Source organism: Flavobacterium sp. (assembly GCF_031411595.1).
Taxonomy (GTDB): Bacteria; Bacteroidota; Bacteroidia; order Flavobacteriales; family Flavobacteriaceae; genus Flavobacterium.
This window is the reverse complement of the sequence record NZ_JANOBI010000043.1, coordinates 1-22,118: the sequence shown is the minus strand read 5'-3', so window position 1 is coordinate 22,118 and position 22,118 is coordinate 1. Positions and strand designations below refer to the sequence as shown.

Annotated in this window: 20 protein-coding genes, 1 tRNA gene and 1 riboswitch; of the genes, 10 read left to right on the top strand and 11 right to left on the bottom strand. The window is 38.4% G+C overall.

What is annotated here, in order from left to right:
- Positions 1-55 precede the first annotated feature (55 nt).
- The gene (locus RMO03_RS10175) at positions 56-2,479 is read right to left on the bottom strand and encodes a DUF5916 domain-containing protein (protein ID WP_309641995.1); all 2,424 of its coding nucleotides are present in this window, start codon (positions 2,477-2,479) and stop codon (positions 56-58) included.
- A gap of 267 nt (positions 2,480-2,746) precedes the next feature.
- Here RMO03_RS10175 and RMO03_RS10170 point away from each other — a divergent pair, with 267 nt between their 5' ends.
- Positions 2,747-3,451: a murein L,D-transpeptidase catalytic domain family protein gene (locus tag RMO03_RS10170; protein WP_309641994.1), complete on the top strand. Its 705-nt coding sequence runs from the start codon at positions 2,747-2,749 to the stop codon at positions 3,449-3,451.
- A gap of 13 nt (positions 3,452-3,464) precedes the next feature.
- On the opposite strand, the gene RMO03_RS10165 is transcribed toward RMO03_RS10170, so the two are convergent.
- Positions 3,465-3,911, bottom strand: coding sequence for a GNAT family N-acetyltransferase (locus tag RMO03_RS10165; protein WP_309641993.1), 447 nt, complete (start codon positions 3,909-3,911; stop codon positions 3,465-3,467).
- Between the two features lie 147 nt (positions 3,912-4,058).
- Here RMO03_RS10165 and RMO03_RS10160 point away from each other — a divergent pair.
- Positions 4,059-4,131, top strand: a tRNA-Gly gene (locus tag RMO03_RS10160).
- A 56-nt stretch (positions 4,132-4,187) separates the two neighbouring features.
- Here RMO03_RS10160 and RMO03_RS10155 read toward each other — a convergent pair.
- The 5 genes from RMO03_RS10155 to RMO03_RS10135 all read right to left on the bottom strand — a co-directional run bounded on the left by RMO03_RS10155 (position 4,188) and on the right by RMO03_RS10135 (position 8,248).
- Positions 4,188-4,553 (bottom strand): DUF1508 domain-containing protein, encoded by a 366-nt coding sequence (locus RMO03_RS10155; RefSeq protein WP_309641992.1) that lies wholly within the window; start codon positions 4,551-4,553, stop codon positions 4,188-4,190.
- Positions 4,554-4,762: 209 nt separating this feature from the next.
- Complete coding sequence (locus tag RMO03_RS10150) at positions 4,763-5,587, bottom strand: thymidylate synthase (RefSeq protein WP_309641991.1); 825 nt, start codon at positions 5,585-5,587, stop codon at positions 4,763-4,765.
- Positions 5,588-5,684: 97 nt separating this feature from the next.
- Complete coding sequence (locus RMO03_RS10145) at positions 5,685-6,311, bottom strand: bifunctional nuclease family protein (protein WP_309641990.1); 627 nt, start codon at positions 6,309-6,311, stop codon at positions 5,685-5,687.
- Between the two features lie 113 nt (positions 6,312-6,424).
- On the bottom strand, positions 6,425-7,393 hold the full coding sequence (locus RMO03_RS10140) for an electron transfer flavoprotein subunit alpha/FixB family protein (protein ID WP_309641989.1): 969 nt from the start codon (positions 7,391-7,393) through the stop codon (positions 6,425-6,427).
- 108 nt (positions 7,394-7,501) lie between these two features.
- Positions 7,502-8,248 (bottom strand): electron transfer flavoprotein subunit beta/FixA family protein, encoded by a 747-nt coding sequence (locus RMO03_RS10135; protein ID WP_309641988.1) that lies wholly within the window; start codon positions 8,246-8,248, stop codon positions 7,502-7,504.
- Between the two features lie 234 nt (positions 8,249-8,482).
- On the opposite strand from RMO03_RS10135, the gene RMO03_RS10130 reads away from it, so the two are divergent.
- The 8 genes from RMO03_RS10130 to RMO03_RS10095 all read left to right on the top strand — a co-directional run bounded on the left by RMO03_RS10130 (position 8,483) and on the right by RMO03_RS10095 (position 17,351).
- A complete protein-coding gene (locus RMO03_RS10130) occupies positions 8,483-8,656 on the top strand; it encodes a DUF6496 domain-containing protein (RefSeq protein WP_309641987.1) in 174 nt (57 codons plus the stop codon).
- A gap of 13 nt (positions 8,657-8,669) precedes the next feature.
- On the top strand, positions 8,670-9,071 hold the full coding sequence (locus tag RMO03_RS10125; RefSeq protein WP_309641986.1) for a hypothetical protein: 402 nt from the start codon (positions 8,670-8,672) through the stop codon (positions 9,069-9,071).
- Positions 9,072-9,094: 23 nt separating this feature from the next.
- On the top strand, positions 9,095-9,436 hold the full coding sequence (locus RMO03_RS10120) for a hypothetical protein (protein WP_309641985.1): 342 nt from the start codon (positions 9,095-9,097) through the stop codon (positions 9,434-9,436).
- A 199-nt stretch (positions 9,437-9,635) separates the two neighbouring features.
- The gene (locus RMO03_RS10115; protein ID WP_309641984.1) at positions 9,636-10,616 is read left to right on the top strand and encodes a pyruvate dehydrogenase complex E1 component subunit beta; all 981 of its coding nucleotides are present in this window, start codon (positions 9,636-9,638) and stop codon (positions 10,614-10,616) included.
- Between the two features lie 130 nt (positions 10,617-10,746).
- A complete protein-coding gene (locus RMO03_RS10110; RefSeq protein WP_309641983.1) occupies positions 10,747-13,233 on the top strand; it encodes a DUF5686 family protein in 2,487 nt (828 codons plus the stop codon).
- Between the two features lie 88 nt (positions 13,234-13,321).
- Positions 13,322-13,930, top strand: coding sequence for a DNA-3-methyladenine glycosylase 2 family protein (locus RMO03_RS10105; RefSeq protein ID WP_309641982.1), 609 nt, complete (start codon positions 13,322-13,324; stop codon positions 13,928-13,930).
- 212 nt (positions 13,931-14,142) lie between these two features.
- Positions 14,143-16,707, top strand: a complete 2,565-nt coding sequence (locus RMO03_RS10100) for a sodium-translocating pyrophosphatase (RefSeq protein ID WP_309641981.1) — start codon at positions 14,143-14,145, stop codon at positions 16,705-16,707.
- Positions 16,708-16,874: 167 nt separating this feature from the next.
- Positions 16,875-17,351 (top strand): DinB family protein, encoded by a 477-nt coding sequence (locus RMO03_RS10095; protein WP_309641980.1) that lies wholly within the window; start codon positions 16,875-16,877, stop codon positions 17,349-17,351.
- Positions 17,352-17,406: 55 nt separating this feature from the next.
- Here RMO03_RS10095 and RMO03_RS10090 read toward each other — a convergent pair whose 3' ends face one another.
- The 4 genes from RMO03_RS10090 to metK form a co-directional block, all read right to left on the bottom strand.
- Positions 17,407-18,777 (bottom strand): hypothetical protein, encoded by a 1,371-nt coding sequence (locus RMO03_RS10090; RefSeq protein WP_309641979.1) that lies wholly within the window; start codon positions 18,775-18,777, stop codon positions 17,407-17,409.
- Positions 18,778-18,830: 53 nt separating this feature from the next.
- Positions 18,831-19,445, bottom strand: coding sequence for a deoxynucleoside kinase (locus tag RMO03_RS10085; RefSeq protein WP_309641978.1), 615 nt, complete (start codon positions 19,443-19,445; stop codon positions 18,831-18,833).
- Positions 19,445-20,224, bottom strand: coding sequence for a hypothetical protein (locus tag RMO03_RS10080; protein WP_309641977.1), 780 nt, complete (start codon positions 20,222-20,224; stop codon positions 19,445-19,447). The genes RMO03_RS10085 and RMO03_RS10080 overlap by 1 nt, the downstream gene beginning before the upstream one ends.
- Before the next feature lie 327 nt (positions 20,225-20,551).
- The gene (gene metK, locus RMO03_RS10075; protein ID WP_309641976.1) at positions 20,552-21,802 is read right to left on the bottom strand and encodes a methionine adenosyltransferase; all 1,251 of its coding nucleotides are present in this window, start codon (positions 21,800-21,802) and stop codon (positions 20,552-20,554) included.
- Positions 21,803-21,878: 76 nt separating this feature from the next.
- Positions 21,879-21,974, bottom strand: a riboswitch (SAM-I-IV-variant riboswitch).
- Between the last annotated feature and the right edge of the window lie 144 nt (positions 21,975-22,118).

The window sequence follows — 22,118 nt, the reverse complement described above, 5'->3', positions numbered from 1 at the left end:
TTCGGCGTGAAAGATTGAAGCGTAGAGCAGGAAATAGCTACGAAATTAAAGAATATTAATGATGTTTCAAGGAATTGTAATCGATAAAATATCGGATGCTGACGGAGAAAACGTGATCGAGGTTGGTGTTGTTGACACTGTCGCTAAAATTTTTGGTAAAACGCGTGTTGAAAACATCTTCCGAAATCAAGGAGTTGTTGCGATACAACAGCGAAACTTGGCTGCCTGGGGCGAACCACCAATTGTAGGAGAGGTCGAAATTCCAAGTTTTGAAATTAGAATCTTTATTGAGGTTATAATAATCAATTTCGGTAAGATCTCCGTTGGGTTCTAATTCGAGAATGTTGCGGTTCTTGGCATACGACCAATAATGACGTACGGAAAGGTTCAGATTGATTTTGTTGTTGATGGCGTATTTGCCTTCGAGGGTATTGGTGTAAGTAATGCGATTGCGACGTGCGAAAATAATTTTGTCAGCTGTGGCTGCGTTGGCGTCGTGATCAAAATCATCGATATAGCCGGTATTGTTGTTTTGGCGTAGGAAAGTGAATTTGTAAACCAGTAAAATGTGGTCGTTGATACGGTAACGAGGGCCAACCGAAAAACCATAATTGATGCGGTCTTTTTCGTTGAAAACGGCGTAGGTGGTATTGACATCGATGATGAATTTTTTGTTGTAATTCGGAGAGTAATACAATTTAGTTTCGATGTACTCAGGAGCCGTTACAAACTGAGTTTCGCCTAAGGAACGCGGCTCATAGAAATCGTAAATTTTGTGCGGACGTATGGTGATGCCCGAACCTATATAGTTATTTTTCTTGGTGTTGGAATCTAGTCCGAGAATTATGGTGCCTTCTTGTAATCGCCCCGAACGGTTATCGAATTCGGAATATAAGGTTGACGAAATTTGGAACGTATTGAACGTATTGGTCGGATTGATGATGCGATAACTGGCATCACTTTGTAATATATGGTAATGCGTTTGAAAATTGATACCAAGATCATTGCAGTCATAATCTTTGGAGACATATCTGCCGGTTGCTGAATAACGAAATTTTCCGCTGGTTTCACCAACTGATAAAAGGGAACTATAGCCTTTTTTGTCGAAAGGATTTTCGTTGACTAAACTGTATTTGAATTGCCCTCTTACATTATAAGTGTTGGCTTTCGTATTGAGGTCGAAAAGCAACCCTGATACGTTGGCATCGCGGAAACTACCATCGCGTGTTACGTTGGTGTTGATAAAAGAAACTGAAGAGTTTTTACGGAAACGTTGGTCTAAGGTCAGTACGTTGTAATTGGTTAATGGTGAAAGCACAGCCCTGCGTGAAGTATTGGTATTACTGTCATCGATGGTCACACTGGTTTTTTCTGTAATGGCATTGAGCACACCGATTCCAAGTCCGTTTTTGGTACGTCCTGAAACTTTAACGGCATTGACCAATTTGATGGAACTCGGATTTTCTTTGATTGTTTCGTCGGCATTGAGTTCAATCTCAGGGGTTTTTCCTATACGACGCGAATAAAACAAACTGCCTTTGTTAAACAAATCGGTACCTTCTGTAAAGAACGGTCGATTTTCGCTGAATTGCTGTTCGAATGGACTCAGATTCAATTCTACATTGTCGAATTTGGTTTGCCCAAAATCTGGAATTAGGATGGCATCAAGTGTAAATGAGTTGGAGATACCATATTTCACATCAAGACCACCTTTGATTTCGCCGCTGGTTTTGTCATGGTCGTTGGTGTTTATATATACAGAGGAATAGGGGATGAAGAAAAGGCGCGTTGGTGTATTGATGTTGTCGATGCCTTCGAGAATTCCGGATTGTGCACTCTCATTATTGATTTTAGTATCGATGAAATTCCAAGTGTATGATTGTCTGGTATTTCTAATTTCGCGGTAGAAATTCAATCCCCAAGTTTGTTTTTCAGCTTTTGGAAATCGCAATGCAGCATAAGGAATTTTTATTTCCGCAGCCCAACCGTAATCTGTTTTCACTACACGGCTATCCCAAATGGCATCCCAAGTAAAATCTTCGCCATTGGCATTGGTAAAAATGCAATCGATTTGAACACCGGCGGCACTAAGGAAAAAACGAAAATCTTGTTGGCTGTCATTGAATCCGTTGATGAATACAGCAAAATGATCGGCTGTACCAAAAATATCACGTTGGGTAATTTCGCTTTTGATGTTGTTGGGTTCGTCATCATACATCTTGGCAGCAATGTATATGGCGTCATCATTATAAGCTACTTGCACTTCTGTTTTTTTTGCTTCGTCGATTGGTTTTCCGTTATCGGGAGAAAACATGATGAAGTCTTTGGCGACCGGAGCGTATTCCCAAATGGGTTCGTCAAATTTTCCGTCGATGGTAATATTGCCCGAAGCAACAGCATGCAGCGTTTTCTTTTGAGCGTAGGAAACAACATGAAATAGGCTTGTAAAAAGTAGTATGAAGTAAGAAAATTTACTCATAAATGGTGGTGATTTGTTAAACAAAAATAACGATTAAATTGAAAGCACCAATAGATTTATACTAAAATCAAAAAACTTTCGTTTTGGTTTATCCCCGAATTTTACGCAGTTGATAAAAATAAGTCTTGCAGCGATTTTGTTTCAAAACATGCATTTCGTCGATTATTTCAGTAGATAATCGTATTTTTTTGTTAAAAAAGTTGGTCAGTTCAATATGTTTTAATAAGTTTGCTGCCCCGAGTCTATTGTATAACCTAACCTAAATCAATGAATTATAAAATATTTTATTTCGTCTCCTTGTTTTTTTTGATGTCATTTGCACCAATCGAAACAAATCTTTCCGATTCAAATATTATTTCCAAAACTCATGGTAGTTTTGAAGCTAAAGCTGCGAACTTATATGCGGGTTTGAATGCCAATCATTTTGAATTGCCACAACTCAAAAGCTTCTCACAAGCCTTAAAAGGGTTTTACCAATTGCAGCAAAAAGGCATGTTGGAAAAAGACATGCTTACGATTATCGACTTCAGTTTATCATCAAACACCAAAAGACTTTGGATTATAGATTTGGCTACCAATACCATATTGATGAATACATATGTTGCTCACGGTAAAAACACAGGTGAGGAGTTTGCGAATTCATTCTCCAATGCGGATTCTTCAAATAAAAGTAGCTTGGGTTTTTATACTACAGGAGAAATTTACAACGGGAAACATGGCATGTCTCTAAAACTCGACGGATTGGAAAAAGGAGTGAATGATCACGCCCGACAAAGAGGTATTGTGATGCATGCTGCTGACTATGTTTCTACGGATTTTATCAGAAACCACCAACGATTGGGTAGAAGTCAAGGTTGTCCTGCAGTTCCTGCGGAGCTTTCGAATGAAATTATTCAAATGATTAAAAACAAATCGTGTTTGTTTATATACCATCCTTCAAGAAATTATTCAAGCGAGAATTTGTTTTCTTAAATTGTTTTATTGTTTAGTCATGTTGCTTTTTATACATGATATAATGAATGCCGATCGTGTCGATTTCAAAAGCATTGCCGATTTTTTCAAATCCCATTTTTTCATAAAACCCGACGGCTATAATGCGCGCGTTGAACCATAGTGTGTAGTTGTTTTCGTTTGCTTTTAAATACGATTCGACTTCCCGAACCAAAGCAGCACCGTATCCTTTTTTTTGATGTTTATTTAAAACCGCCATCCCGCGAATTTGGAATTGTTTTTCATCTTTAAAGACCACACTTTTGGTTTGAAATACGGAAACTACGCCAGCCAAAACGGCATCTTCATACAAGCCGAGATGGAATGTTGATGCTGCATTATCGTTGGGATAAATGCATTTTTCAAAAGTTTCCCCTTTTCGTAAAATCTCGTGACGTATAGGATATAACTCGTCGGCGGTGATTTTTTTGATAACAATCATATTCTTATTGATGAATTAATTCGATAACAATTTAAGGATAAAAACATTGGCTCGTAAAAGCATGGTTGGGTTCAAATAAAAAAGCAATTTTATTAAAAAAAACTTGCAAGTCAATAAACTTATTATTTATATTTGCACCACCAAAACGCGGAAGTAGCTCAGTTGGTAGAGCTCCAGCCTTCCAAGCTGGTTGTCGCGAGTTCGAGCCTCGTCTTCCGCTCTGAAAAAAAACCTCTAATTATGTTAGAGGTTTTTTTATGCATTAAAACGAGAAGTTTATCCAAAAGCCACATCTTCATCAGCAAACACCAATTCGTTTTCGGAAAAATCTAGAATTTCTGCAACAGCAATATATTTTGTAATCTCATCAATACCTTTCTTTAGCATCAATTCCGTTGAATATTTTCTGCTATTGGCCAAAACCAATCCGTCTTTCGACAATCGGAAAGAATATTTGCCACCGGCATTTCGAATCTTTGTAAAGGCGAACAATTCTAAATTGTTTTTGATAGCGGCAATCATCAGTTCACAATCTGACTTATGTTTGCACGCAATGCTCGTGAATATCGTTTTACCTTTTCGGGTAGCGAAAATAAATTTGAAATCACCATTGAATCGTTTACTAATCACAAATGCACCCATAATTGATTTAAAAATTGATATTCCAAATCTAGATAAAAGCATTGATATTCCTAGTTGGTTAAGAAGCTACAATGAAATAGTTATTAAGAAAATGGAATGATGCTGTTGGTTGAAAGTGCTAAAAAATTCATAATCAGAAAAGTAGGAGAATAATGTTTGCTGATAAAAAAACCTCAAAGGAAAATTTGAGGTTTTTGTGTGATAAGTTTTTAAATTGCAACAGCACCTTTAATATGCGGATGCGGGTCATAATCCACCAAAGTAAAATCCTCAAAAGTAAAATCAAGAATGTGCTTCACCTCGGGGTTCAAAATCATTTTAGGCAAAGGTTTCAGATCGCGAGACAATTGCAATTCCAATTGCTCAAAGTGGTTGTTGTAAATATGCGCATCGCCAAACGTATGAATAAATTCACCTGGTTGTAAATCACAAACCTGTGCAATCATCAATACTAACAATGCATAAGAAGCAATATTAAAAGGCACACCCAAAAAGATATCGGCGCTGCGTTGGTACAATTGACAAGATAATTTCCCATCCGCTACATAAAACTGGAAAAACGCATGACAAGGCGGTAAAGCCACTTTTCCGTTAGCCACATTTTCAGCAAAAGATTTCGATGTATCAGGCAAAACGGATGGATTCCAAGCGGAAATCAACATGCGGCGACTGTTCGGATTGGTTTTTAAAGTGTCAATCAATTCTGTGATTTGGTCAATGCCTTCGCTATTCCAATTGCGCCATTGGTGCCCGTAAACCGGTCCAAGATTACCATTTTCGTCGGCCCATTCATCCCAGATTTTAACGCCATTTTCGTTGAGGTAGCCAATATTCGTATCGCCTTTCAAAAACCAAAGCAGTTCATAAATGATCGATTTCAAATGCAGTTTTTTAGTCGTCACCATCGGAAAACCTTCACTCAAGTCAAATCGCATCTGATAACCGAACACACTTTTGGTTCCGGTTCCAGTGCGGTCGCCTTTTTGGGTTCCGTTGGCTAAGACGTGTTTTACTAGGTCGTGGTATTGTTTCATTTTTGTTGTTTAATCGTTTAATCGTGGAATCGTTTAACCGGGTTTCGTTGATTAGGACTATCGATTACACGATTAAACAAATCAACGATTCAACATATTAAGATTCTCTTTTCGAAATCTCATCGCGAATCTTCGCAGCTTTCTCATAATCCTCATCCTGAACGGCACCTTCTAAAAGTTCGTGCAGTTCCGATAAGCTGTGTTTGGTATAAGTATCACCGGATTGGTTGCTTTCTTCCATGCCAAAAGTTTCGGGTGTAGAAAGCACGCCGTCGAGTTCTTCGCTGTCTTTATTGGCTTCAATGGAATTGCTTTTGAGATAAATCCCCGCTTTATCCAAGATGTTTTTATAAGTAAAAATCGGCGCCGAAAAACGCAACGCCAATGCAATCGCATCAGAAGTTCTGGCATCGATAATTTCTTCGATTTTGTCTCTTTCACAAATGATGCTCGAATAGAAAACACCATCAACCAATTTGTGGATGATGACTTGCTTGACAACAATATCAAAGCGCTCAGCAAAATTTTTGAATAAATCATGGGTCAACGGACGCGGCGGTTTGATTTCTTTTTCAAGTGCAATGGCAATCGATTGTGCTTCAAAAGCACCAATAACGATTGGTAGTTTTCGCTCACCATCCACTTCATTCAGAATCAATGCATACGCTCCGTTTTGCGTTTGGCTGTAGGAGATTCCTTTTATAGTTAACTTTACTAAACTCATAATTGCAAAAGTACAACGAATTGATAGAAACTACCAATACATTTTTAAACAAAAAAAGGCTATCTAAACGAACTGCATTTAGATAGCCTTTCACAGGCACAATTTAAAAAAAATTATGAATTTTGTGCCTTAAATGCTTTTAATTTTTCAGTCAATTTAGGAACAATCTCAAAAAGATCACCAACCACTCCGTAATCGGCAACCTTAAAGAAAGGCGCTTCAGGATCTGAGTTGATCACCAATTTCACTTTCGACGAGTTGATTCCCGCAATATGCTGTATCGCTCCTGAAATTCCAACCGCGATATATAAGTTCGCCGCTACAGGTTTTCCGGTTTGTCCAACGTGTTCTCCGTGAGGTCTCCAGTCTAAATCAGAAACCGGCTTCGAACAAGCCGTTGCTGCACCCAAAACACTAGCCATTTCTTCAATGATGCCCCAGTTTTCCGGCCCTTTCATGCCGCGACCAGCTGAAACTACAATATCAGCATCGGCAATCGTTACTTTTCCGGATGATTTCTCAACCGATTGTACTTTTACACCAAAATCAGCATCGCTAATTGATGGCGCAAAATCTTCTTCTGTTAAGGAAGAAGCGTTTTCAAAAACACCGTACGAGTTTTTACCCAAACTCAACACTTTCACGTCGGTGCTGATTTCAGTAATGTTGAATGCTTTATTCGAGAATGCGTTTCTTTTTACTTGAAATGGCGAAGTACTCACCGGTAATCCAACGACGTTCGATGCAAATCCGGCTTCTAAACCTACAGCAACCAAAGGTGCCAAATACAAACTGTCAGTCGTCGATGACAACAAAACCAATTTTACGTTTTCTTTCTGAGCCGCTTGTTTGATTGCGTCGGCATATGCTTTCGCAGTAAATCCGGCCAGTTTGTCGTTGTTGATTTTGAGCACTTTGTCGACACCGTATTTCGATAATTCTGAAACGTTTCCGGCGTTTACTGTCACGGCAGTTACCGTTGTTCCTAATGATTGCGCTACCGCTTTGGCGTAGGATGCCAATTCGAAAGCGACTTTCTTAAATTTTCCTTCTGCAGATTCTGCGTATATTAATATAGACATCTGAAATTATTTTGAATTTTGAATTTAATTTTTGGGCGTTCCCCTGCGGGTCGGGCTTTCCGCAGTACACGGTACTGCTTCCAATCCCTAACGCGGATTCGTCATCTATTAGATAACTTTAGCTTCGTTGTGCAATGCGTTAACCAAGCCGTCTAAATCGTCTGCTGAGAATAATTTCACAGCTGATTTTGGCGCCGGTTTTTCAAACTTTACTGCTTTGGTTTCTGTGTTGGCTGCAACAGGTTCTAAAACAGTCAATACTTTGGTTCTGGCTGTCATGATACCACGCATGTTTGGGATGCGCAAATCCTTTTCTTCTACCAATCCTTTTTGTCCACCTATAATTAAAGGTAATGAAGTCGATACGATTTCTTTTCCACCGTCAATTTCGCGTGAAGCTTTTGCGTTGGTTCCGTCAACAGTGAGTTCGATGCAAGAGTTTACAAAATTGAAACCCAGTAAACCTGCTAACATTCCGGGAACCATACCACCGTTATAATCTAACGATTCTCTTCCGGCAATCACCAAATCATAACCACCATTTTTGATCACTTCGGCCAATTGTTTGGCTACAAAAAACCCGTCAGTTGGATTGGCGTTCACACGAATTGCTTCGTTAGCACCAATCGCTAATGCTTTTCTTAACGTTGGTTCTGTATCAGATCCGCCAACATTGACAACGGTAACATTCGCGCCTTGTTGTTCTTGAAACCAAATCGCACGCGTCAGACCAAATTCGTCATTCGGATTGATCACGAACTGCACGCCATTGGTGTCGAATTCTGAGTCGCCATTGGTGAAATTAATTTTGGAAGTAGTATCAGGAACATGGCTGATGCAAACTAATATTTTCATTTTTTATAAAATTTTAAAGAGTATTTCTGCTGCGAAAGTATAAAATTATTTTGAATAAAAGTATTATGCATGCATAATATTTTGCGCTACTATTTCGATTTCGTAAGGTGTCAATTGTATAACAGAAAAATTAATTTTTGTAAATAAAAAAAAGTGTGCCTAAAGTACCTTTATTGAACAAGAAAAAGTAGCAGATGCCACTTTCTTAATTCAACAATATAACACTATGAAATTATGGCTAAAGAGACGAAAAAGCAAAAAGCAAAAATTGAAAAAGTGATGCATGAATTTAAAGAAGGGACATTAAAATCAGGAAAAGACGGAGCCGGAGGAAACGTAAAAAACCGAAATCAAGCTATAGCCATAGCGTTGAGTGAAGCGGGAGTAAATAAAAAAAGCGACGTTTAAAACAAAGTTTGCAATGGAATTATCACAACAATTATACTATTTGTTTGTCTTAGCAATTCCAATTGCGTGTATCGCTTGGACGGTAACTAGGGAAGAAATTTTTAAGGAACCCAGAGACTTTTGTGCTCAAAAATCTAAATTCTCAAAATCGATTTTAGCACGTAAATTTTTCTACTTATTTACCTGCGAATATTGTTTTAGTCATTATGTTACGGTGTTTCTTTTGATTATTACAAAGTTTCAGTTGTTGTATGAAGATTGGCGTGGGTACTTAATTTCAATGTTTGCTTTGGTCTGGGTAGCTAATGTTTATATGAGCCTTTTTGGTTTTATAAGGGTTGGAATGAAAAAAGAAAAAATGGACGCCGATATTGAAGAATTAAAACTCAAAAAAGAGAAAGAAAAAATGAACTAATCAAAATTTAAATCAAATTTATCATGAAAAGCACTGTCAAAACACCGAAAAATAAAGCTACAGAGAATCCAGACAAAGCCTTTCCGGGTAACGTCAATTATCCGCCAAGTGAAGACATTTACAACCAAGATAAGGAAGAAACTGAAATCAATCCGGAGGATATTTCTAAGGTAAAATCGTCCAATACTGCCGATGGGAAAAGAAATGAGAAAAATTTCACCGAAGACCATTCAGGAGATGATTTGGATGTCCCGGGTTCGGAGCTCGATGACGATCAGGAAAATATCGGTAGTGAGGATGAGGAAAATAACGGCTACAGCATCGGCAGCGATGACCATAATGATCTTGAAGAAGATAATGGGTAACGTATAAATAAAATGGCCTTATCAAACAAGCACTATTGAAATGATGGTGTTTTGTTGTTTTAAAAAGTCAGTTACATCGATTTCGTTCAGAATAAAATCGGTTTTCACTTTTATCGCCCACAAAAAACCATAAAAAAAATCTTTTATCGTTTTTAAATTTTTACTTTTGCTATCCAAAATTGATACAAAGAATATTTATATGAGAACGATACAATTTAGAGAAGCGATTGCCGAAGCCATGAGTGAAGAAATGCGCCGTGACGAATCCGTGTATTTGATGGGTGAGGAAGTCGCAGAATATAACGGTGCATACAAAGCGTCGAAAGGAATGCTCGACGAATTCGGACCGAAACGTGTGATTGATACACCGATTGCAGAGCTTGGTTTTGCAGGAATAGCGGTTGGTTCAGCAATGAATGGTTGCAGACCAATCGTAGAATATATGACGTTTAACTTTTCGCTTGTGGGTATCGATCAAATCATCAACAACGCTGCGAAAATGCGCCAGATGTCAGCGGGACAATTCCCAATGCCAATGGTGTTTCGTGGTCCAACAGCTTCTGCGGGACAATTGGGTGCAACGCATTCACAGGCTTTTGAAAATTGGTTTGCCAATACGCCTGGTTTGAAAGTGGTCGTTCCATCTACAGTTTATGATGCAAAAGGTTTATTGAAAGCTGCCATTCGCGATAACGACCCAGTGATTTTCATGGAATCAGAGCAAATGTATGGCGACAAAGGCGAAGTGCCCGAAGGTGAATACACGATTCCATTAGGTGTTGCCGATATTAAAAGAGAAGGAACCGATGTAACGATTGTGTCGTTCGGGAAAATCATCAAAGAAGCCCACATCGCAGCAGATGCATTAGCCCAAGACGGTATTTCTTGTGAAATCATCGACTTGCGTACAGTTCGCCCAATGGATTATGATGCGATTCTAAACTCAGTCAAAAAAACCAACCGTTTGGTAGTGCTTGAAGAAGCATGGCCATTTGCGAGTGTAGCTTCTGAGATTACCTATATAGTGCAAGAACGCGCGTTCGATTTTCTGGATGCGCCTATTCAAAGAATTACAACTGCTGATACACCCGCACCGTATTCTCCAACTTTACTCAAAGAATGGTTGCCGAATTCGGAAGATGTGATTAAGGCGGTTAAGAAAGTGATGTATAAGAAATAATTATGAATTATGAATTATGAGTTATGAGTTTATGCAGAATTGGCAAACTCATAACTCATAATTCATAACTCATAACTAATTACTATATTTGAAACTTCATCGAATCCTGTTTGGTGAAGTTTTTTAGTTTATGAAAAAGAAGTTATTATTAGTAGTATTCGCCTTTCTGTCGCAATGGCTTTTGGCACAAACCAAAGTGAGTGGTATCGTCGTTGATAATACCAATCAGCCAGTTCCGTATGCGAATGTGGTTTTTAAGAATTCGAGTTTGGGAACCGTAACCAATGAAGACGGTCATTTCTATATTGAATCTGATAAATCCTATAAAACACTCGTCGTATCCTTTATTGGTTTTCAAACCAAAGAAGTGACATTGACCAAAGAAGTCAATTATGATTTTAAAATCATTTTGAAAGATTCGCAAAACCTAAAAGAAGTGGTGGTTTATGCCGGAAAAACTTCCAAGAAAAACAATCCCGCGTTAGACATTCTAAGAAAAATTTGGGCGCGCAAGCGTAAGAATGGTTTGAATATGTTCAACCAATACCAGATGGAGAAATACGAAAAAGTCGAATTCGATATGAACTCGATCGACAGTGCTTTCATGAAGAGAAAAATCTTCAAAGGCATGGAATTTATCTTCAACCAAGTCGATACTTCTAAAGTGACCGGAAAAACCTATTTGCCGATTTTCATCAACGAAGCATTGTCGGATGTGTATGGCGATAATGTAAAAAAGAAAGTCAAAGACATTCTCAAGGCCAATAAAAACTCAGGTTTTGAAACCAACCAACAAATCATCGCTTTCATCAAGGATCTATATTCCGATTACGACATCTACAACAATTACGTAACGTTTTTCGACAAGAGTTTCACCAGCCCATTATCGAGAACCGGAATCGATGTCTATAATTATGTATTGACCGACACAGCTTACATCGACAAAAAACTTTGCTACAACATTGTGTTTTACCCAAGACGAAAAAATGAACTCACATTCAAAGGTGATTTTTGGGTGAATGATACCACATGGGCGATCAAGAACATCAATATGGCGGTAACGAAAAGCGCCAACATCAACTGGGTCAAAGATGTCTATATCGAACAGGAATTCGAAGTAATGAACGACTCAGTCTTCCTATTGACCAAAGATTATATGATGTCCGATTTTGCTTTAAACAAAAAAGAAAAATCGAAAGGCGTCTACGGAAAACGAACGACTTATTACAGAAATCATAAGTTCAACATCGAGAAACCGGACGAATTCTATAAGCAAGATGTCAATTATGTTGACGAATCCGTCTACGTCAAACCCAACGAATATTGGGAAGAAAATCGTTTTGAAAAATTATCTAAAGACGAACTCGGCGTTTATAAAATGCTCGACACTTTAAAAACGGTCAAAAAATTCAAACGTTTGTATGATGCTGTGTCGATTATCAGCAGCGGTTTCGTTTCGTTAGGGAATGTAGAATTCGGTTCGATTTATTCCACCATCGGAAATAATGATGTTGAAGGTTTGCGCTTGCGTGCCGGCCTCAGAACTTATTTCGGTGCCAATGATCCTTGGCGATTGCAAGGTTACACGGCATATGGCTTTAAAGACGACAAATTCAAATACGGTCTTTCCGGCAAATGGATGCTTAATAAGAAAAACCGCCTCATCATTTCAGGAGGAAACCGGCGCGATGTAGAACAAATTGGCGCCAGCCTAACCACAAGCAACGACGTACTCGGAAGAAGTTTCGCATCTTCGGCATTATTCACCAATGGAAGTAATGGCAAACTGACGAATATCAATCTCACCGCAATAGCACTTGAAATTGAGCCTGTCAAAAACTTGAGACTCCAAACCGGATTTTCATACAGAACATTGGTTTCAGCATCACCAGCTTCTACATTCAGCCTTGATTATTACACCGATTTAGCATTAACCAAAGTCAAAAGCGATGTGATTCAACCCGAAGCCAATCTTCAAATTGAATATACTCCAAGAAGAAAAACAGTTGGTTTTGGTGTAGAACGCAACGAAGTAGACAACCCATTTCCTCGCGTATTTTTCAATTACAGTCGCGGATACAAAGGCTTTATGAATGGTGATTTCTCATACAATAAATTCCAGATTTATTACAACCAACCGATTATCATCGGCGCTATCGGACGTACCAACCTGATTACCGAATTCGGGAAAACTTATGGTAAAGTGCCGCTCGGATTATTGAGTGTTGTACCCGGAAATCAAACGTATTTCACCATCGAAAACACATTCAACAACTTAAAATTCTACGAATTTGTAACCGATGAATACGCTACATTCCAATGGATACACAATTTCCAAGGTAAGATTTTCGCACGTGTACCGTTTCTTAGAAAGCTCAATTGGCGTGAAATTATCGGAGCCAAAGGGGTTTACGGAACGGTTTCAGACGAGAACAGAGCGATCAACGCTTCGGGTTTGGTCTACAATGCGCCTGAAAAATTCTATTGGGAATGCAGTGCCGGTGTCGGAAACATTTTCAAGGTGTTGCGCATCGATTTCTCTTGGCGAGGCAACTATCTCGAGGTACAAGGCGCGAATAAATTTACCGTCAAAGCTTCGATAGGTTTTTATTTTTAGGAGCTTGATCCAGCTGTCCACTATATCTTTTCCTTGCTAAAGGAGCAAGAAAAAGGATGCCGTTCCCATCTGGGCTAGACCACATCATATGAAAGAAGCCATCAACCATTTAGCGAACCTCGAACCGGTTTTTCAAAAAATCATCAATCAATATGGGCCACCCAAAATCCCATTTCGTCCGCAAGGTTTCGAAACTTTAGTGCTGCTGATTCTCGAACAACAAGTTTCGATTGATTCCGCCAAAGCAACATATTTAAAGCTCAAAACAAAAACAATATCAATTGAACCCGAAACTTTAGTCAATTTATCTGACGAAGATTTTCGTGCCGTTGGTGTCAGCAGACAAAAAACAGGTTATATCAAAGGATTGTCGCAAATCATCATCAATAAAGAAATCCATCTAGAAAGTTTTGCTGAAAAATCTGCAACGGAAGTCCGAAATGAACTCATAAAAATCAAAGGCATCGGCCACTGGACTATCGATGTGTATCTGATGTTTTCATTACAAGCACCCGATGTGATGCCGCTCGGCGATATCGCAGTTGTCAATACCTTAAAAGAACTATTCGACATTCACACCAAAGAAACCATGGAAGAATTTGCTTTGCAATGGGCTCCTTACCGAACTGCCGCGACTTTTCTTTTGTGGCACCATTATCTGAACAAACGAAACCGAACAGTCGAATATATTTATTAAAAAATGACTTTGCGCCTTTGCGTCTTTGCGAGCGAATTTTATATCTCGCAAAGACGCGAAGACGCAAAGCAAAGCAGATTAAAAGAAAGATAGATAAACAGTATAAAGTTTCGTATGGTCAATTAACATTATTCAACTGATATAGTTGTTTTTTGTTAATGTTTTGTTACTTTTGCCCCCGATTAAAATTTATAATAAACATTTAAATATTTATGGAAAACATGATTTATGTGCCGATATTAATGGCATTCATTGGATTGCTTTTTATGGCTTACAAAAGAGCTTGGGTTTTAAAACAAGACGCCGGTGATGGTAAAATGAAAGAGATTTCAGATTACATCTACGAAGGTGCGTTGGCTTTCCTTAAAGCAGAATACAGATTATTAGCCATATTCGTTGTATTAGCGAGTATCGTTTTGGCCGGGATTACTTTTCTTCCTGGTGTTAAAACCAATATATTAATTGTAGTTGCCTTTATTTTCGGTGCCTTTTTCTCTGCTTTGGCAGGGAACATGGGAATGAAAATCGCAACAAAAACCAATGTAAGAACCACACAAGCCGCTCGTACGAGTTTGCCACAAGCATTGAAAGTTTCTTTCGGTGGTGGAACCGTAATGGGATTGGGTGTTGCAGGTTTAGCTGTTTTAGGTTTGACTACTTTCTTCATTGTGTTCTTCAACATATTCATGCAAGGCGCATGGACATCAACCGAAGACATGACCGTTGTTCTTGAAACATTGGCAGGTTTCTCTTTAGGAGCTGAGTCGATTGCTTTGTTTGCACGTGTTGGTGGAGGTATTTATACCAAAGCTGCTGACGTTGGTGCTGACTTAGTTGGTAAAGTAGAAGCAGGTATTCCAGAAGATGATCCAAGAAATCCTGCTACAATTGCAGATAACGTTGGAGATAACGTAGGTGACGTTGCCGGAATGGGTGCCGATTTATTCGGTTCTTATGTAGCAACAGTTTTGGCTGCGATGGTTCTTGGAAACTACGTAATCAAAGATATGGGCGGTAGCATTCAAGATGCTTTCGGCGGAATCGGACCAATTTTATTACCAATGGCGATTGCCGGTTTTGGAATTTTATTCTCGATCATCGGAACCATGTTGGTGAAAATCACGGATGACAACGCTAAAGAAGCACAAGTGCAAAAAGCTTTGAATATCGGAAACTGGGTTTCTATCGTATTGACAGCCGTTTGTTGTTTCTTCTTAGTAAAACACATGTTACCGGAAACCATGAAAATGACTTTCTTCGGTGAAGGTTTACAAGATATTTCTTCAATGCGTGTTTTCTACGCGACAATCATCGGATTATTTGTTGGTGGAGCCATTTCATCAGTAACGGAATATTATACAGGATTGGGTACAAAACCAGTTTTGGCTATCGTACAAAAATCATCAACTGGAGCAGGAACTAACGTGATTGCCGGTTTAGCAACTGGAATGATTTCTACTTTCCCAACAGTTTTATTATTCGCAGGTGCAATCTGGTCGACCTATGCTTTGGCAGGTTTCTACGGTGTAGCTTTAGCAGCTTCAGCCATGATGGCCACTACAGCCATGCAATTAGCCATCGATGCTTTCGGTCCAATTTCGGATAACGCCGGTGGAATTGCTGAAATGAGCGAATTACCAAAAGAAGTGCGTACAAGAACAGACATTTTAGATTCAGTTGGAAACACTACAGCAGCAACAGGAAAAGGATTTGCAATCGCTTCAGCAGCATTGACATCTTTGGCATTGTTTGCGGCTTACGTAACCTTCACAGGAATCGACGGAATCAACATTTTTAAAGCTCCGGTTTTAGCGATGTTATTCGTAGGTGGAATGATACCAGTTGTGTTCTCAGCATTAGCCATGAATTCAGTTGGAAAAGCTGCGATGGATATGGTTTACGAAGTACGTCGCCAGTTCAAGGAAATTCCGGGAATCATGGAAGGAACCGGAAAACCGGAATACGGTAAATGTGTTGAAATCTCTACCAAAGCGGCATTGCGTGAAATGATGTTGCCGGGAATCATGACGATCGGTTTCCCAATCGCAATTGTATTGTTAGGGAAATTGGTTTACGGAGACAACAACCAATTAATTGCTGAAATGTTAGGAGGTTATATGGCCGGAGTTACCGTTTCAGGTGTACTTTGGGCTGTGTTCCAAAACAACGCCGGTGGTGCTTGGGATAACGCTAAGAAATCTTTCGAAGCTGGTGTGATGATCAATGGTGAAATGACTTACAAAGGTTCAGATGCGCATAAAGCGGCTGTAACCGGGGATACGGTTGGAGATCCATTTAAAGATACTTCAGGTCCGTCGATGAACATCTTAATCAAATTGACTTGCCTAATCGGTCTAGTAATCGCTCCAATCTTAGGAAATGGAAGTGATTCAAACATGATGAAAAAGGAATGTGTTGAAATGAAAATGGAATGTTCAGGCGACATGGTTGGCAAATGCGATATGAGCAAATGTGCTACCATGACCAAAGATGAATGTGCCAAAATGTGTGATTCACTAGGATGTACACCAGAGCAAAAAGAAATGTGTTTGTCACATTATGATGCCGACGGAAAATTCATCGCAACTAAAAAAGATTGTTGTGCAAAAAAACCGGAAGGCGCTATGACTCAAGATAAAACCGTAAGAGTTGAAATCAGCAACAACAATGGCAAATCTAAAGCTACTGTTACAACAACTGTAAACGGAACTTCAGCAACACAAACTTTCGAAGGAACGGAAGCTGAAGTAAAAGCTAAAGTAGATGCTTTGAAATAATATTTTATAGTAGATAAAAAAGAAGCCTCGATATTATCGGGGCTTTTTTTTGTTAACATTTAAACTCATTTTAGTTAATATTTAAAATTCAAAATTTTAACATAATACAGTATAAGTATTATATTTGGCTGCTTAATGATTTTAAATCGAGGGATTTACATTTTAAAATGAACGAAAAAAAGGCCGTCAATGCGCTTCTTGGAGAATATCGAAATGTAGTAACAGCATTGCAGCATGTTATTGTAAATGTTTCGTACGCCAACTTAACGACCGTTGTCGATGCCAACACAACCAATCCCGATTGCCAATCCATTCAAACCATACTAACGCATATTGTAAGCTCAGGTTATTCGTATGCGGGCTATATTCGAAAATTAAAAAAAATCAATGACAATCGTCCCGGAAAAGTATTGCGGATGACCGTGATAGAATATCGAGATGATTTAGAAAATTTAATCGCATACACCAACGAAACTTTCGAAACCATTGAAGATGATGAACTAGAAGAATTCGATGAAGACAAAAAAATCAAAACAACCTGGGGTCAAGTCTATGACATCGAACAAATGATGGAACACGCCATTGTGCATGTGCTGAGACATCGCAGACAAATCGAGAAATTTAAACGTAAATTAGAGATTTAGAACAAGCCTTAAAAGAATTGAAAAACCCCTATTGTTGGGGATTTTTTGTTTTTAATCAATGACTACCATAAATAGTGTAATATTCCGTTTGGTATAAAGGTTTCTTCTTTTGAGTTTTGTCCAATGCGGGTTCGGTAACGACAAAGTCATAATTTGAAATTGTATCTGCATTCATAAAACATCGGTTTGGCATGTCAATTTGGTAGTTTTTGAATCCTTTCGAAATTAAATCAAACTCAAGATTATAATTTAAAAGTGTGCCGTTGAGTAAATAACGCTTGTTGCCCATAATCTTTTTAATAATCGCATTAGAGGTAATATTGATAGCACAATCTTTATCTTCATATTTTAGTATAGCAGCATTAAAATGCAACAACAATAAACTTTGAGCGATTAGAATTGGGATTAAAAGGGTGCTTAGTTTAAGGTTTTTAATTTGATTTTGATAAGGAAGAAAAAGAATCAACACGAAAACAAAACTATTATAATTAAAAACACGAGCATAAGGATTTACGCGCTGTATACATAATAAAATGGCTGGAGCAGCTATTGCAATTAAAGTAAAATAACGCTCTATTTTAGTTCCTGATTTTAGGATTTTATAACCACTCCAACCCATTAGTATAATGACAATGCTCCAATGAATGCCGGTTATTTCAGCGATTGTATTTAAATAATAAAGCGGTATAGAATGCAACGTTTTAATAAACGGCATGGGCTTTACAAATGAATTACCCGTAATACTATCCAAACCATCATAATAAATAATCGGAGCATAAAGCATTGAGGTTAGTGTTAAAACACAAAGTCCAACTTTGACTTGCGTCCAAAATAAATTGGGCTTTACCAGAATGATAAAAACCGATAAAGTAACAATCGGATAAATAAACGTTGGAATAGTATACATACCCACTACCGAAAACAGCCCGAATAAAATCAAACTTTTACGAGTTTCTATTGCATTGCAAATCTTAAAAGAATAATAAAGGCAGTTGACAAAGCATAAATTAATCAGCCCATAACCTCTTGCCATATAGCTGTAATAGATGTTTAAAAACAGCAACGAAGAAACGCAAACCACCACCACTGCTAGATTTCTATTAAAGAAAGTAGCAACAAATCGATAAAGCGATATAAGGGTAAGAAGGTGAATGCCGATTGCCGGAATTCGGATTCGCATCAGATTGGAAATGTTCGGAATACCATTCGTCAGATGGGTTAGTATCGAAAATAAGACGTGATTGTTAGGAGCAGGGTAATGCGTTATGGTTTCTAGAAGTCCTTTGTTGGTAAAAAGCAGAAACGTGCAGGACTCATCGAATGAAACAGGTAGGGTTAGCCCGAAATAAACTGCCGTTAAAAAAGGAATGATAAGAATATAAGCGACTAGTGAAGTGTTGGTTAGCGTTGTTGAGGAATACTTCATAGTTTCCGATTTCATTTATAGCCGAACAGAAGTAATGATTGAATGTTTAATGCCTAAAATAAACCGTGCAATTCCGCATCAATCTTATTCAAAATCATCCCTAAGTCCTCAGGATTGTTGACGAAATCAATATTATCCACATCAATAATCAACAACTTTCCTTTCGTGTATGAGTGAATCCAAGCTTCATAACGTTCGTTCAATCGACTTAAATAATCAATCGAAATCGAATTCTCATACTCGCGCCCGCGTTTGTGAATCTGCGACACCAAATTCGGAATCGAGCTGCGCAAATAAATCAACATATCGGGAGCTTCCACCAACGATTCCATCAATTCAAAAAGCGATTTGTAGTTTTCAAAATCACGATTTGTCATCAAGCCCATAGCGTGAAGATTCGGTGCAAAAATATGCGCATCTTCATAAATCGTTCGGTCTTGAATAATCTTCTTACCGCTTTCACGAATTTGCAAAATCTGGCGAAACCTGCTGTTGAGAAAATAAATCTGCAAGTTAAACGACCAACGCTCCATTTGATGGTAGAAATCATCGAGATACGGATTGTCAACCACATCTTCAAAATGCGGCTCCCATTTGAAATGCTTGGCCAATAATCGTGTGAGTGTGGTTTTTCCTGCGCCGATGTTTCCTGCTACTGCTATGTGCATTATGGTACTGTGATTTTATAATTCGTAATTCCTTGGTCTGTAAAAATAGATAAAATTTGGTCTTTGTATGTAAATTTTTTAAAGGTTTTTTTGTCGATTTCGATTAAAGTCGATTTATTTCCGACAAATTCATACCGATACAATTCACCGCCTTTTTTATATAACAAAACCGCATCCGTCACCCATTGCATTTGATCATACTCAGGAACCGTTCCCAATGCTTCAATCTTCCCATATACATCGCAATTGAAAGCATGATACTCATCATCCATCCATCGAAAATAATTAAAATCCGATTCGTAATCAACCATCGTATGAGCCAATGGTGTAGTTAGTTTTTGAAAATCCTTTTTCGTATAATCATACAAACCAATCTTCTGCGATAAGCCGTTGTACAACCAAAGGCGGTTGCCAGAAGCCAAGCCAATACCGAGCGCCAATACCGAATTGTTGTTGTCCGACAAATCTATTTTCTGCGTTTCATTGAGCTGATTGTCGAGCAAAATCACGGTATTAAAATCCCCAAAAAACACCACAATTTTCAACGGATTCTGCAAATCAACCCGCGTTATTTTTCCCAATTGCGGATGCTTAAACTGTCGGATTTCCTTATCGGTTTTTTTTGTGAGTACATTTTCCGAAACACTATACATCGCGCCCAACGAATCATAACCCAGAAAAGTATCGGCATTCAAAGCAAATGTGTCAACAGCTACAGGCTTTTGCGCAAGAGCGTTTGAGAAACAAATCAACCAAAATAAAGCAAAAACTTTTTTCATAAAACGAATTTACAATTAATGAATCTTGTATCAAACGCCAATAACGATTCTTTTCAGAATATTTATTTTCAGGAGCCGGGAACCTGCTTTCCGTTCCCAATCTTTTATGGCGAACACCGCCACAAAAGGATTTCCACTACTATCAGGGCTAGGGCATTTCTCTAAAATTAAGATTCTTATTTTACAAGAGCATTTATAAAATACCTGAAGCCCACTGGGCTTCCTCCTCTTAATCTCAAATAATCAGGGCTAAAAAAAACCTGACTCCACAAGGAAGCCAGGTTTTAAACTTTGCGCGCTTTGCGCTATACTTTGCGTGCCTTGCGGTTAAATACCAAACGCGGCTTTCACTTGATCAACATAGTCTAATTTTTCCCAAGTAAACAAATCAACCGTAACCGTTTTTTCATGGCCACCCGGCGCTTTAAAAGTTTTGGTTACCGTTTGTGGTTTACGACCCATATGACCATAAGCCGCAGTTTCACTATAAATAGGATTTCTGAGTTTCAAACGTTGCTCGATAAAATATGGACGCATATCAAAAATGCTTTCCACTTTTTTACTGATTTCTCCGTCAGTCAGATTCACTTTAGAAGTACCATAAGTTACGACGTTGATAGAAGTTGGTTTTGCAACACCAATCGCATAAGACACCTGAACCAAAACTTCATCGCACAATCCGGCAGCGACCAAGTTTTTGGCAATGTGACGCGTTGCATAAGCAGCACTTCTGTCCACTTTACTCGGGTCTTTTCCTGAGAAAGCACCACCACCGTGAGCGCCTTTTCCACCATAAGTATCCACGATGATTTTTCGTCCAGTCAAACCAGTATCGCCATGTGGCCCACCAATAACAAACTTTCCGGTTGGGTTGATGTGATACGTAATATTGTCATTAAACAAATGTGCATATTGTGGATATTTCGCTTTAATTCTTGGAATCAAAATCGAAATCAAATCGCTTTTGATTTTAGCGAGCATTTCAGTCTCGGCACCGAAATCATCATGCTGTGTCGAAATTACGATAGCGTCTATACGAACCGGTTTGTTGTCATCAGAATACTCTAAAGTAACTTGAGATTTTGCATCAGGGCGCAGGTATTTAATTTCGCTGTTTTCTCTTCTTAAATTGGCTAATTCAATCAACAAAGCATGAGATAAATCCAAAGCCAAAGGCATATAATTTTCAGTTTCGTTGGTCGCATAACCGAACATCATACCTTGATCACCGGCACCTTGGTCTTCGGGATTGGCTCTTTCTACACCTTGATTGATATCAGAAGATTGTTCGTGAATGGCTGAAAGTACCCCACAAGAATCGGCTTCAAACATATATTCACTTTTAGTATAGCCAATTTTTCGGATTACCTCACGAGCAATTTGTTGTACGTCTAAATAAGTATTCGATTTTACTTCACCCGCCAAAATCACTTGACCTGTGGTAACCAAAGTTTCACACGCTACTTTAGAAGTAGGGTCAAAAGCCAAAAAATTGTCGATTAATGCATCCGAAATTTGATCGGCTACTTTGTCTGGGTGTCCTTCTGATACGGACTCTGATGTGAAAAGATACGACATGTTTTATTTATTTTTTGTTATGGTTTAATAATAAAATAATGCAATAAGAAAATTCATGCAAAGCTTTAGGTTTTTATTCAATTATTCTTTTTGACCTGCAAAGCCCGCATTGCTTTACCACCGTGGCATTTTCTCGGTTGGCATCCCTTATCGGAATTTCTTAATGCGAGGCAAAACTATTATTAATAATCAAAAAACAAAATGACATCAATTCAACCATGTTAACTGTTTTGTTAATATGTCTTTCTGCCAAGCTTCATACGTGTTTTTTTGATAAAAATCTTTCATCAAATTTTTATAAGTAATTTGGTTTGAA